Source organism: Halioxenophilus aromaticivorans (assembly GCF_042850945.1).
In the GTDB taxonomy this organism is placed as follows: domain Bacteria; phylum Pseudomonadota; class Gammaproteobacteria; order Pseudomonadales; family Cellvibrionaceae; genus Halioxenophilus; species Halioxenophilus aromaticivorans.
The window spans coordinates 1,744,646-1,757,717 of sequence record NZ_AP031496.1; the positions used below are offsets into that span (position 1 = coordinate 1,744,646).

The 13,072-nt window shown below is 50.2% G+C and carries 14 protein-coding genes; 11 read left to right on the forward strand and 3 right to left on the reverse strand.

What is annotated here, in order from left to right; translation table 11 throughout:
• Window positions 1-43: 43 nt before the first annotated feature.
• The 5 genes from ccoS (at window position 44) to ACGHM3_RS07615 (ending at window position 3,874) form a co-directional block, all read left to right on the forward strand.
• Entirely contained in the window at window positions 44-244 is a 201-nt protein-coding gene (gene ccoS, locus ACGHM3_RS07595; protein WP_345417685.1) for a cbb3-type cytochrome oxidase assembly protein CcoS, read from the forward strand.
• Window positions 245-246: 2 nt separating this feature from the next.
• Complete coding sequence (locus tag ACGHM3_RS07600) at window positions 247-1,005, forward strand: sulfite exporter TauE/SafE family protein (RefSeq protein WP_345417688.1); 759 nt, start codon at window positions 247-249, stop codon at window positions 1,003-1,005.
• Window positions 1,006-1,014: 9 nt separating this feature from the next.
• Window positions 1,015-1,416 carry a hypothetical protein gene (locus ACGHM3_RS07605; protein WP_345417691.1) on the forward strand — a complete coding sequence of 134 codons (402 nt, stop codon included), beginning with the start codon at window positions 1,015-1,017 and terminating at the stop codon, window positions 1,414-1,416.
• Between the two features lie 331 nt (window positions 1,417-1,747).
• The gene (locus tag ACGHM3_RS07610) at window positions 1,748-2,332 is read left to right on the forward strand and encodes a DJ-1/PfpI family protein (RefSeq protein WP_345417694.1); all 585 of its coding nucleotides are present in this window, start codon (window positions 1,748-1,750) and stop codon (window positions 2,330-2,332) included.
• Between the two features lie 276 nt (window positions 2,333-2,608).
• Window positions 2,609-3,874 (forward strand): hypothetical protein, encoded by a 1,266-nt coding sequence (locus ACGHM3_RS07615; protein ID WP_345417697.1) that lies wholly within the window; start codon window positions 2,609-2,611, stop codon window positions 3,872-3,874.
• A gap of 341 nt (window positions 3,875-4,215) precedes the next feature.
• Here ACGHM3_RS07615 and ACGHM3_RS07620 read toward each other — a convergent pair whose 3' ends face one another.
• From ACGHM3_RS07620 to ACGHM3_RS07630, 3 genes are all read right to left on the reverse strand, one after another.
• Window positions 4,216-4,413 (reverse strand): CsbD family protein, encoded by a 198-nt coding sequence (locus ACGHM3_RS07620; RefSeq protein ID WP_345417700.1) that lies wholly within the window; start codon window positions 4,411-4,413, stop codon window positions 4,216-4,218.
• A gap of 238 nt (window positions 4,414-4,651) precedes the next feature.
• Window positions 4,652-5,671: a lipid A deacylase LpxR family protein gene (locus tag ACGHM3_RS07625; protein WP_345417703.1), complete on the reverse strand. Its 1,020-nt coding sequence runs from the start codon at window positions 5,669-5,671 to the stop codon at window positions 4,652-4,654.
• A 61-nt stretch (window positions 5,672-5,732) separates the two neighbouring features.
• Complete coding sequence (locus ACGHM3_RS07630) at window positions 5,733-7,118, reverse strand: PLP-dependent aminotransferase family protein (RefSeq protein WP_345417706.1); 1,386 nt, start codon at window positions 7,116-7,118, stop codon at window positions 5,733-5,735.
• A gap of 173 nt (window positions 7,119-7,291) precedes the next feature.
• On the opposite strand from ACGHM3_RS07630, the gene ACGHM3_RS07635 reads away from it, so the two are divergent.
• From ACGHM3_RS07635 to ACGHM3_RS07660, 6 genes are all read left to right on the forward strand, one after another.
• On the forward strand, window positions 7,292-8,071 hold the full coding sequence (locus ACGHM3_RS07635) for a PhzF family phenazine biosynthesis isomerase (RefSeq protein WP_345417709.1): 780 nt from the start codon (window positions 7,292-7,294) through the stop codon (window positions 8,069-8,071).
• A gap of 206 nt (window positions 8,072-8,277) precedes the next feature.
• Window positions 8,278-9,948, forward strand: coding sequence for a sigma 54-interacting transcriptional regulator (locus ACGHM3_RS07640; protein WP_345417712.1), 1,671 nt, complete (start codon window positions 8,278-8,280; stop codon window positions 9,946-9,948).
• 464 nt (window positions 9,949-10,412) lie between these two features.
• A complete protein-coding gene (locus tag ACGHM3_RS07645; RefSeq protein WP_345417715.1) occupies window positions 10,413-11,342 on the forward strand; it encodes a catechol 2,3-dioxygenase in 930 nt (309 codons plus the stop codon).
• A 96-nt stretch (window positions 11,343-11,438) separates the two neighbouring features.
• Window positions 11,439-11,714 (forward strand): phenol hydroxylase subunit, encoded by a 276-nt coding sequence (locus ACGHM3_RS07650; protein ID WP_345417718.1) that lies wholly within the window; start codon window positions 11,439-11,441, stop codon window positions 11,712-11,714.
• A 93-nt stretch (window positions 11,715-11,807) separates the two neighbouring features.
• A complete protein-coding gene (locus tag ACGHM3_RS07655; protein WP_345417721.1) occupies window positions 11,808-12,788 on the forward strand; it encodes an aromatic/alkene monooxygenase hydroxylase subunit beta in 981 nt (326 codons plus the stop codon).
• A gap of 10 nt (window positions 12,789-12,798) precedes the next feature.
• A complete protein-coding gene (locus tag ACGHM3_RS07660) occupies window positions 12,799-13,068 on the forward strand; it encodes an MmoB/DmpM family protein (RefSeq protein ID WP_345417724.1) in 270 nt (89 codons plus the stop codon).
• The last annotated feature ends 4 nt before the right edge of the window (window positions 13,069-13,072 follow it).

Below are 13,072 nucleotides of genomic sequence, written 5' to 3' on the forward strand. Positions count from 1 at the left end.
ATTGCAGCCTGCGCGGATTAAACGCTAACGAATAGGTGGAACCATGGAGATTTTATACTTGTTAGTGCCTATTGCTCTGGTGTTTATCTTTTTTGCGGTCAAGGTGCTGTTTTGGGCGATTAACAGTGGCCAGTACGATGACCTGGACACCGAGGCCAGTAAAATATTATTTGATGACAAGCCAAAATCGAAACCCACCGCCAGCGACAAAGCCGAGCAAGAAAAGCCGCAAGGTGAGCCCTAGCCATGGATGTGAGTTTGTGGTTGTCGGCCCTGGGGCTGGGTTTTTTTGGCAGTGCCCACTGCATTGCTATGTGTGGTGGTATCTGCAGTGCATTAAGTTTTGCCCTGCCAGCAGGCCGGCCGGGATTGCGGTTGATTATTTTATTGGGCTACAACACCGGCCGCATTGCCAGCTACGTGTTTATGGCGCTGGCGCTAAGTGCGCTGGCGGCGTGGTTTGCTCAGCATTTAGAGCCGCAAGCCAGCCGTCGGTATTTGATTGGCTTGCGCATTATTGCTGGTGTTTTGTTAATTGCCATGGGGTTGTACCTAGCCAGTTGGTGGCTGGGTATACAACACCTTGAGCGAGCCGGGCAGCGGCTGTGGAGTGTGTTTAAACCGTTGGCGCAACGGCTAACGCCGGTTCATACGCTGCCGAAAGCGGTGCTGTTTGGCGCTATCTGGGGGTGGTTGCCCTGTGGTTTGGTGTACAGTGCACTGGCCTTGGCGGTAAGCCAGGCGTCGCCGGCGGCGGCAGGGTTAACCATGTTTGCCTTTGGCCTGGGAACCCTGCCGGCTTTGTTGGCCACCGGCTTGTTGGCCAGCCGGCTGCAAGCGGTACTCAATCATCGCCGTTTAAAGCAGCTATTTGCGGTGTTACTGATTGCTTTTGGTGTGTGGACGTTGGTGTATGCCACCGGGCATACCGACCACAGCGGCCACGGTGATCACTCCACCGAGCCAAACTCAGCGCCAGAACAACCGCACCACCATCATCACTGAGGAGCGACCATGGCGATTAAAATTACCGGGACCATTGCCGGCTTTGCGGTTGACCTAACCCTGGAGGGCGTCGACAAGCGGTCTTTGGTTGATATAGCCGCAAGCCTGGGGGAAGGTATTAGCCAAGTTAAGACGACTTCTGAGGCATCGCTCGATGAACAAGAAACCGCCCCTCAGACGCCGGTGAGCACCACCACAATGGGTAGTGAAAAAGCTCGGCAAATGGCTCTGGCGCACATTAATGTACAGGGCGAGATCAGCTCCTGTGATTTAATTAATTATTTATCGGCTAACGGTATTTCCGATGGCGCGATAAAGCGCGCGCTTCTTTTACTACGCCAGGGCGGTGAAGTCGACACAGCCCACGCCGACAGCGGCCAGCAGCGAATTTATAAATCTCGTTCTGTCTAGCGTAGAACTGCATTGTTAAACTCTATGGCCGCCCGGCGGTGGATACTAACAGGCTGGTAGTTAATTACGTCTGAGAATCACTTTTCTATGCGCGCACAAATGCGTCAACTTCACTACGATACAACGTAAATACCCACTTAGTTAATATATTCATTACTGATCGGTTTCAATGCCTGTAACCAACTGGTATAAAGCTTCCGTTTGGCTGGCCTGGGGGTTTCGCGAGCTTAAGGATGAAACCGATGCCATTTAAACGCCGTGAATAACGTAAGACCTATAGGTTGGTAAGCGCTTGCTTGGTGACGGGCGGGAATGACTGTGGAGAAGTGGCATGCACATAGGGATATTTATTTATGCAGAGGCGGAAGTGCTGGATTTCTCCGGCCCGTTTGAGATTTTTACCACGGCCAATCGTCTGCTAGACACACCTTTGTTTGAGGTGTCCCTTATTGCCAAGCAGGCGGGTGTTGTGCCAACCCGAGGCGGCTTTAATGTTGTGGCCGACTACGGCATCGATAATCACCCGTCGTTTGATTTACTGATTGTTGTTGGCGGTTACCACAACGACGTAATGGCCGATGCCGAAATTATTGGCTGGTTGAGCGCCCAGGCGCACACAGTTCCATTGCTGAGTTCAGTTTGTACCGGTGTCTTTTTGTGGGCTGCCACAGGGATTTTAGATGGCAAAGACGTTACCACTCATCACCAAGATATGGCCGACTTGAGTGCAAGTTTTCCCGCATTGAATGTGGTGCCGGGTAAGCGCTGGGTAGAACACGATAATTTTATCAGCAGCGCTGGCATATCTGCGGGTATGGATATGAGCCTGCGTTGGTTAGAGAAATTGCACAGTGATGAGTTGGCTCGCAAAACTGCAAAGCAAATGGAAGTGCGCAGTCAATACTCCAGCTTTTAGTGTGCTGTGTACTCAAGCGTTAAAAATGTTTATTAATAATAACTGCCCGCCATTTGAGAGTGATTTTAGGATTCTTAGATTAAAACTCGTCCTCAAGACCTTTCTAGGTTTGTTAACTTATTCACTTTTTCGCCGGGTTAGAAGCCACCGCTTAATTTTTCACGATTTAATAAATCCGGTAGTTGAGCGTACTTATCGGTTGAAACGAACCTTCAAATTGTATAGATTGCTCCGCCAGCATCGAAGGCGATGCACTAAACAAACTGAGGTTTTTCGATGGTATTCCCTGGCGATAGGGCGTCTACCTCTTCGGGCATTAACAAAGATTCGCTAACCAACAAGCGCAGCTCAGCCGATGATCTGGCTTTGGCGAAAGAACTGACTTCCTTAATTGAGCAAGCCGCGGGCTATAGCGATGTCGGCGAGGGAGTTACACGTTTAGGCTTAAGCCGTGCCCATCGTCACTTTTTAGATTGGCTGCAAAAACTCAGTTCCGATTGTGGTTACGAGTTTTCTATTGATCACAGCGGCAATGCCCGCATAAAAAAATACGCGGTAAAAGCCAGCGCCGGCACCTTGTTGTTCGGTGGTCACCAAGACAGTGCCATCAACGGCTGCCGCCATGCGGGAATTTTAGGGGTTTTGTTGCCCTTGTTAGCGTTTAAAAACGCTCAATCGTTACCCGTGCACATAGAAATTATTGCCCTGGCAGATGGCCTCGGTGCTCGCTTTAACTCAACCTTGCTGTCGGCATCTGTGTTAGCTGGCAACGACATTGCCTCCAGTTTTAAGCGTATCGATGATGCTGGCATATCCTACAGCAACGCCTTAAAGAGCTTTGGTTGCAATCCCCCGCGGCCAGATAAATGGGTGTTGGCCAAAGACAGGTACCTCGGATTTATTGAGATTGACATCGAGCAGCATTCGATGTTGCAGAACATGAACTTGCCTGTTGCATTGGTCGGCTCAATTACCGGTATCGAGCGGTTTTCAATAACGGTTAGCCACAGCACCGCCAACTCGGCTTCACGCCAGGATGCGCTTACTGCCGCGGCGGGGGTTATCGCTTGGTTGGATCAGTTGTGCGAAGGCATGGCGCAGCTGGAGTATGTGGCCGGTAAATGGGAAGTAAAACCCAATACCGTTAATATCGCTCCTAAATCGGTTTCAATGATGGTGGAGCTGCGTTCACCCAACCCAGGAGTGCAGGCGCAAGTGCGGCAGGGTTTTGAAGAACACCTGAATGCGATACCCGGTTTAGCGTACGAGTGCGTGTATTCCAACCAAGGCGTGGATTGTGATCAGGCGTTAACGGATAAAGTCGGTAGTGCCATTGCCGAGGTAGCCGATGCGCATCATATTTTATTCAGCGCAGGCGCTCACGCCTGTTTAGAATTGGCAAGTGTTCTGCCTTCGACGGTGCTGTTGTTAAGAGCGAGAGAGGATGAGCTCTGCGGCTGGCAGGTAGACGAACAGGATTGTGCGATGTCGTTGGCAATTCTAAAAAAAATTCCACAGCTGTGTGCAAACGACGACCGTTAGCAGAGTTTTTTGATAAAAATTTTAATCTTAAGCATACTCGCCCACAGTATTACCAAGGCGTAGGTCGACTGTAGTGGGTGCTGGAGCAGTATTGATTTCTGGCAACCAAGGTAAGGTAACTAGGGCGGGGCAATGTTTATGTAGTAACTAGCCTAAGTAAGAGCCTGGTTTTCTAAGCCTAGGGTGGATGCACGAGAGGGAAGTTGGTAGGGGTACATAGCGCGGTTTTATAACATAGCTTAGGGAAAGCACTTTCGAAACGCAAATAAAATTTTTTGGCGTGTTGCGGTTTTTAGGGTGCGCAGTTAAAAGGGTGGGGGCGTTTGCCCCCAACGACCGACCTAGTGTTTATTAGTCAGACGGTCCCACTCTTCTTTAGCTTCGTCTTTGCTTTTACCGTAGCGCTCTTGCATTTTTCCCTCGAACTTCTCACGGTTACCTGCTATTTCGTCGAGCTCGTCGTCGGTGAGTTTACCCCACTGCTTGCGAACTTCACCTTTAAGTTGTTTCCACTTGCCTTCTGCAATATCACTATTCATTTGAGTTCTCCTCGAAAGATATAAATGAATTTTGTGTTTTTCGTTTACGAAGGTGTTGTTGCAGGCTTGGTGCCAACTTTTGATTTGCTCGCTATAAATGTCTTCAAGCCCCTGATTTTAGGGTGATTAGCTGTTTTAGCTCCATTTGAAGGTCAAGCTACTCCTACCAGCCATGCCTGCGTACTGGCAAAATGTGCAAAAACGGAGGAAGTTTATTTCACTTTTACAAATCAACCGATTAAATGCGTAAGGTCAGCCCTAGGGCGCCAAAGGCATCGCTTTCGTCTTGTTGCTCAAATTCTCTAGTGCGGATGACATTGGTTAGTGTAAAGCGCCAATCTCGCCAGCCAAATACAAAACCCATTTGTAAATCGCCTACCCATTCTCTTCTGTCCACACTGTGGCTTTCGCCATCGGTATTGCCGTCTAAAAACAGGGAGTGCTCAACGTAACGGCCAAAGGCTCCGGCAAAAAAGTACCAATAGGTGTCGCCATGGGGTTTAAAGTAATCACTGCCACTGGCACTGGGGCGGATCAGGGGAGGGCCGTAATCCGACGTAATTCTGTTGCCGATTCGCACTGTGAAACCCGTGCCGAGTAGGCGGGACGAGCTACCTAAAATGGCATTAATCTGAGGAATGATGTCCATACGATCATTGAACACAGGCAGCATCCACTGTTTTTGAAATTGCACATCGAAGGTGGGTTCGTCGTGCAATTGGTGACGCCAACCGTTGGGGTCGCGAAACCCTAGGGCATTGTGAAAATTGGTTTGCACGGTATCGGCCAGCGAACTTGGCCCTACCCAGCCGAGAATAAATTGCACTTTTTCTAAGTGCCTAACACTGCCTCGATAGGAGTCGGCGATAAGCCCGCTGCTTAAATACAACCATCCGGCGTAGGGGCGATCGTTGGGGATAAGTTCATAGGACTCTATGTCGTCGGGTGTGAATATTTTTTGCCCGAGTTTGGTTACCCAGCGCAGTTCTACCCCCGGTGGATCATAATTGAGCTCAGCGGCCACACGATTGAGCCAGCCGGGCATTTTAGTATCGCTAACGTAGGTGAATTCGGTACCGTGGGTGTAGTTATTATCGCCCCCGGTGCTGAACACATCGTTCTCAATACTGACCGAGAAAGAGCCTTTAGAATCCGCCGCCAGGCTGGTGCCTGCGCTACACAGCAGGCTCAAGCCCACAATTAAGGAGGCCGTAAAAGATAAGGAGGCCGTAAAAGATGAAGCAGATGCAGTGGTCAAAAGTGTGTTCCTTTCTTATTAGTGGTGCTCGCGTTTGTGGTACTCGCGGGCGGTGCATGCATTAGTGGCTTAGGTCGAACTCGGCGCCGGCTTGTTGGAGTTCTTGGCCGATTATTGACAGCGCAGTGCGCAGGTCGGTTCTGCTGGTGCTGCCGCCGACACAAAGTCGCAACGCTTGCCCGGCATCACTGTGGCCCACAGCAAAGGCGGTTGATGGTTTGGTGTGTACCCCTTGGTTGCGTAGGCTTTGGCAAAACTCCTGCGCGCGGCGGGGCTCCGGTAACGCCAGCCATACGTTAAAGCCATTGGTGCTGGCGGTGAAGGGCCAGCCTTGCAGTTGTTCTGCCAACATTCTATGGCGGGCGCCCAGCTCCCAGCGTTGTAACTCCATAATGCGCTGGGCTGTGCCGTCGCTAATCCACCGGCTGGCGATCTCCACCATCAGCGGTGCCGGCATCCAGCAGCTAGCGCGCAAGGCTGCAGTTACCGCCCGCTTGAGTTTAGCCGGGGCCAATAAATAGCCCACCCTCAGCCCGCCAGCCAAGGCCTTTGAGGTGCTGCTCACGTAACAGGTAATGTCGCGGTGACTATTGACAAAACAAGGCAGGGTTTTGCTCATCAAGCAGCCTTGCACGTCGTCTTCAATAATGGTGACCTGGTGCAGCCGTGCCAGCTCGGCAATGGCATCAATTCTGGTTTGGCTCATTTGCTCACAACTGGGATTGTTACTGCGCGGGTTTAGGTAAACGGCGCGGGGTTGGTAGCGCTGACAGGCCAGCGCAAAAGACTGTTCGGTTATGCCTTGCTGATCGGTGTCTAAACCCACATGTCGCAGCCCCATTTGCTGGGCCAACTGGGAGAAACCAGGATAGGTGAGCTTGGGAGATAGGACGGTGTCCCCGGCTCGGCAGAGCGCCGCTACCGCACAATAAAAACCGTGTTGGCCGCCATTGGTAATCAGTAGGTTATCCACCTCCGGTGTTGCCACCCCGGTAATCGTCAGCCATTGCTCAGCGGCGGCGAGGTGCTGAGAAAAGCCGGCTCCGGCCTGGTACTGCAGCAGCGCTTTTAGCTGGTTGGGCTGGCAGGCCAGTTGGCTTAACTGGCTGGCCAGCAACGTGTTTTGGTCGACGTCTACGGCAAAGCTGTAGCTCAGGTCGATGGCATCTCCAGAATCTACGGTGCTGTCGAAATCGCTAATCGACACCTGTTTAACAAAAGTTCCGCTGCCCACTCGGCATTCAATCAGCTTTTGCTTCTCTGCCTCGGCGTAGGCTCGGGTGACCGTACCTACGGTGACCCCCAGCAAATCCGCCAGGGCGCGCTGGGTGGGAAGCTTATGGCCAGGGGGCAGTTGGCCCTGGTCCACCGCCTGGGCGATGGCCTCTGCCAGGGCTTTGTATTTTGGCAGGGCCGGGTTTAGCGAGGAAGGAGTCCATATTGTCATGGTGACAAAAATCTCATTGACGACTGATTGTATCTAATTAAACTGCTAATTGTTTTCCTATTGTAACCCTTTGTTGGTGCTTTGTCGGTATCTTGTGGCGTGCAGCCGGGCCGAGAGTGGCCTGAGGAATCGACGTAAGCATCTTTCTGAACTGCTACACAGGAGTCGAGCAGGTGACCTTATCGCTTTATCAAGTGGATGCTTTTGCATCGCGACCCTTTAGTGGCAACCCAGCGGCGGTGGTGCTGTTGGAAAAACCGTTGCCAGATTCAACACTGCAAGCCATAGCCGCGGAAAATAACTTGTCCGAAACCGCTTATTTGCTGCCGGAAAAAAACGGCTACGGTTTGCGTTGGTTTACACCCACCATAGAGATGGATCTCTGTGGCCACGCCACCTTGGCCAGTGCCCACGTGCTCTTTTCCGAGGGGATTTGGCAGAAGGACAGCGTCGAATTCTTCACTCGCAGCGGAACGTTAACGGTAAAACCCAGTTCACAGGGCTATGAAATGGATTTTCCTTTGCGCGTGGGCGAGCCCTGTGATTTGCCGGCTGAGGTAGCTCGGCGTCTGCCAGTAACGCCGCTGCATGTTGATAAATTCGCTGAGGACTACCTCGTCGTGGTGGACGAAGCCACTGTGATGGACTTTGAGCAAAACTTTATCGACTTGCCCGGGGCTGGCGGCGTTATTCTCACCGCCCAAAGCAGCGGTGACCACGACATTGTTTCTAGGTTTTTCTGTTTTCGCGATCTGGGCATCGTTGAAGATCCCGTTACCGGTTCCATCCATTGCCAATTGGCCAGCTACTGGGGGCCGGCGCTTGCCAAACAGGCGTTGATTGCGCGTCAAGCCTCGGTTCGCGGTGGCGAACTGCACCTCCAGGTTGAAGGCCAAAGAGTCTTGATACGGGGGCAGGCTGTAACCTACCTCAAGGGCGACATTGTGGTTTGAGGGCTTAAAAAGGGATCAACTTGTGGGGGGCTGAGGTTATCGACAAAATTGTAACTTTTAGGCTCCTTACCAAGGTCACCCAGACTTCATACCAATTTTGTCGATCTTAATACTCTTTGGGTAAGCGTGAGATTAATCTTTGACAAATTTGTAAAGAACGCGAAATAATCACGCCAAGCCAACGGTATTAAACAGATAATAACAATATGCTCGGCAAGAAACGTCTAATAGACCATTTCAATCTTCGCTCCAGCCTGCGCTTTGATATCGACAAAAGCCGCATATGGTTGGGGCAAAATCGCATGTTCCTGTTCCACGCTGCCGCCTTTGGCGAGCTGCGCCGCAATATTATTGAAAACTCCGGTATGGAATACGCCAAAGCGCTGTTTTTGCGCATGGGCTTCGTTTGCGGCCGTCAGGATGCTTCGCTTGCGTATCAAATGCTTGAAGAGGGCGATGAAAACTTTGATGTTTTTCACCTGGGGCCAGAGCTGCACGCCTTTGAAGGCATCACCAAATCTAAGGTGGTGGACGCCGAAATTGATTGGCAGGAGGGGATTTTCTACGGCCGCGCACTGTGCCACGAATCCATGGAGGCAGAGCAACATACACGGGTGTTCGGTATTGGTGATGAAGCCGTGTGCTGGGCCATGACAGGCTACGCCTCGGGTTACACCACCGGCTTTTTTAAACGTTTAATTGTGTTTAAAGAAACCGAATGCGTGTGCAAAGGCGATGATATCTGTGTGTTGGAAGGGCGCCCGGCAGAAGCCTGGGATGACCAAGACTACGTTGATCTCTTCCGTTCTGAACGAGTCACCAAAGACTTAGCTGATTTAGAAATTGAGCTTAAAAAATTGCGTGGCCAGCGCGTCCAGGTGCCCGCCCAAGGCAATCTAGTGGGTGAGTCCCAGGGATTTAAAAACTGTTTTGATATGCTGAGCAGGGCGGCCAAAGCACCGATTTCTGTATTGATTTTGGGCGAAACCGGGGTCGGCAAAGAGATGTTTGCCCGTTGGCTGCACGATAACAGCGACCGCGCCAAGGGGCCTTTTGTGCCCATTAATTGCGGTGCTATCCCCAGTGATCTTATCGAAGCTGAATTATTTGGTGTTAACCGAGGTGCCTATACCGGCGCCCAGGAATCCCGTCCGGGTAAGTTTGAGCGCGCCGATGGCGGCACTCTGTTTTTAGATGAGCTGGGTGAATTGTCTCAGGCGGCACAGGTAAAACTGCTAAGGGTGTTGCAAACCGGCGAGGTGGAACGCTTAGGTGACAGTCGCATTCGCAAGGTCAATGTGCGTTTAGTAGCGGCGACCAATGTCGAATTAAGTAACTTAATTACAGCTGGGCAGTTTCGATCCGACTTGTATTATCGTTTGTCTGCTTATCCGGTAGAAATTCCACCATTGCGTGAGCGCGCATCCGATATAAAGCTCCTGGTGCAGGCCATGGTGGACAAATACACGCCGCTTTACAACAAAAAGGTAAAAGGTGTTTCGGATGAGGCAATGGCCGAGCTTGAGCATTACGCTTGGCCCGGAAACGTTCGGCAGTTGGAAAACGTCATCGAACGCGCTATTTTGCTGTTGCCAGAATCCGGTATTATCAGTTTAGAGCAACTCAAAATTCAAAACGATACCAAAGAGGTGGCCTCGGTTACTAACGATGGTGCATTGTCTGAATACCGCGCTGAATCCTTTCAAAGTATGTATGAACAATTACCCGATTCCGAACTATCGCTAAAGCGCCATGAGGAATGCTTGTTAGAACTTGCCATGAAGCGTTCTGGTGGCAATATTGCCGAGGCCGCTCGCCTGTTAGGTGTTACGCGTCGGCAAGCGGCTTACAAAATTTCTAAATTGCAGCAGGCGTGAGTTTCTGAACTCTTGTCTGGATCTGTTCAGACTTTTCCTTACTGATTTTTGAGTCAGTTTTTAGCGCTTATTTCTAGTGTCCATTTTTGGTATTAATTTCTGGGTTTGTATTTAAGTTCAGCTTTAATCCGACACCTTATTTTCATCGAACTTTCCATAAACCGCGGCTTCGTGGTGATATAAATTTTCAATTCTATCTGTTCGAGCCAAAAGCGCTAGGCTTTTTCTCTGTATTATTTTTTAGCTCAAATATGCTGCGTTAAAGTCGATTTACATTTTTGTATTTGGCTGTCTAGTGGCTTTACAAATTTGTCGAAATTAACGCGTGTTAAAATTGCTAATAAAGAAAAAAATACAATAAAAACAATGCTTTAAATTTTCTGGCCTTGTGTTTGCTCTTGCTGTAGTTACATCCGCTCAAACGAGCTTTATTACTACAAGAAAAATAATTGAGGAGACGCGTTATGGCGATGACTGGAGTACTTCGTCCCGGCCATGCACAAATTCGAGTTTTAAACCTGGAGGAATCGATCAAATTTTACCGTGATGTCATGGGCTTGATCGAAACCGGAAGAGACGACCAAGGTCGAGTCTATTTTAAATGCTGGGACGAACAAGATCACAGCAGCTACATTATTCGTGAAGCGCCCCAGGCGGGCGTCGATTTTATTGGCTTTCGTGTGCTGGATGAAGCCACCTTAGAGTCACTCGAATCCGACTTGAATGCCTATGGCGTAGAAACCCGACGTTTGCCGGCAGGGGACTTACTGGAAACCGGTGAGCGCGTACGTTTTACCTTGCCCTCAGGCCACGAATTTGAACTATTTGCCACCAAAACTAAAGTTGGCAATGGTATGCCACTAACCAATCCAGGCCCGTGGTGCGCAGACGCAGAAAAGGGCATTAGCCCCATTCGCTTTGACCATGCGTTGCTGTATGGGCCGAACATTGCCGATGTAAAAAAAATCTTTGTGGATGTGCTGGGCTTCTTTATGGTGGAGCGAGTCATTGCCGAAGACAACACCACCGAAGTGGGTATTTGGCTATCTTGTTCGCATAAAGTACACGACATCGCTTTTGTGGAGCATCCAGAGCCAGGCAAATTACACCATTGCTCCTTTTTGATGGAAAGCTGGGAACGAGTACTGCGCGGAGGCGACATTATGTCCATGAATAAAGTAGAAGTGGACATAGGCCCAACCCGCCACGGTATCACACGGGGTTGTACCATTTACGCCTGGGACCCATCCGGCAACCGCTTTGAGACTTTTATGGGCGGCTACCATCCTTACCCCGATTACGAATGCCTCACCTGGACCATGGATAACTTTGGCCAAGGCCTGGACTACCCGCAACGTAAATTACACGAGTCCTTCTTAACCATTGTGAGTTAGGACTTTTTAGTACCAATACTCGAGAGGTTCCGGTGGGTAGAGCTGTGTCGGCTCACCAGGCCGCCAATATAACAACGATAAATCGGTACACAAGCCATGCGTGAAGAAACCAAACATCGGAATTCGGGATTGGACCACATTCAAAAGTATGTGGGCATTATCGATGATAGCGGTCCGTTCGTTGAATTCAATTTTGCCATAGGCGACCCTGCTTTATTTGTTGAGTTGGTGCTGCCAAAAGTTGCCTTCGACGATTTTTGCATTAAAAACAAGGTGCAGAGAATGACCCCGGAGGATATGGCAGCCATCAATGCCGATGCTGAAAAATGGCGCTTTGGCAACGAGACGTTAGTGGCGCTAAACAAGCGTTAATTGGCAGGGCTCTATTGATAGTTATTTCATGCCACTGGCTGTATTTACCCGATCCGAATCCCGAATAAAACATAACAATTAGGTGGATTAATTATGTCTGTTGAAATTAAAACGGCGACTGCTGAGCCGGTCAGAAATACCTTTGCACACCTGGAGCGGCGCTTTGGCGATAAACAAGCCAGCCGCTACCAAGAGGCAACCTATGATATTCAGCCCGAGGGCAACGAGCATTACAAACCCTATTGGGATAAAGACCACGAGCTAGTAGACGCTCGCCGCACTGCCATTGTGATGCAGGATTGGTACGATTTTAAAGACCCGCGTCAGTTTTATTATGGCTCCTACGTGCAGCAGCGCGCCAAGATGCAGGAAACCGCTGAAAGCAACTATGCCTTCTATGAAAAGAGGGGCCTTGCGCGCTATTTAACTGATGCACAAAAGCAGCAGGTGATTAAGTTTTTAGTGCCGCTACGCCATGTGGAGCACACCGGCAATTTAAATAATATGTTCGGTGCCGCCTACGGTTTTGGTACCGCAATAACACAAGCGTTTCTCTACAACGGGATGGATCGCTTGGGCATCGCGCAATACCTATCGCGCATTGGCTTGATTTTAGATGGCAATACCGGTGCGTCTTTACAAACCGCCAAAACCGCGTGGATGGAAGCTCCGCACTGGCAAGGCGTGCGCGCGTTGTGCGAGAACAGTTTGCTGGTGAAAGACTGGTTTGAATTATTCGTGCTGCAAAATATCGTCTTGGATTCCCTCATCAACGATCTCTACTACCAACAATTTGATCAGCAATTGGCAGATAACGGCGGCCAGGACGTCGGTATGCTCACCGAATTTATGCGCGACTGGTACAAGGACAGCGCCCGCTGGTCGGATGCGGTTTTAAAAACGGCAGCCAAGGAATCCGAGGAAAACAAAGCACTGTTGCAGCAATGGGCAGAACAATGGCAAGGCCGTGTGGTTGAAGCACTTACGCCGTTGGCGGCGGCCTTGCTCGATGATAGCGCTCTGGCTAATGCCCAGAGTGCACTGCAAAAACGTTTGCAAAAAGCCGGCTTATAGGAGGTGCCACATGTCGATAGTTTATTTGGTATTGCAAGATAACGACGATGCTCGCTACATCCTCGAGGCGGTGGAAGAGGACAATCCCGGTATCACGGTGATTCATCAACCGGCTATGATTCGAATCGAAAACGAAAACTACCTTGCCGTAAAGCGTGAAACCGTCGAAGAAAAAATGGGCCGTGATTGGAATATGCAAGAGCTGCATCTCAGCCTAGTAACACTGGGCGGCAACGTTGATGAAGACGAAAACGAGTTAACGCTCACCTGGAATCGATAGGGAT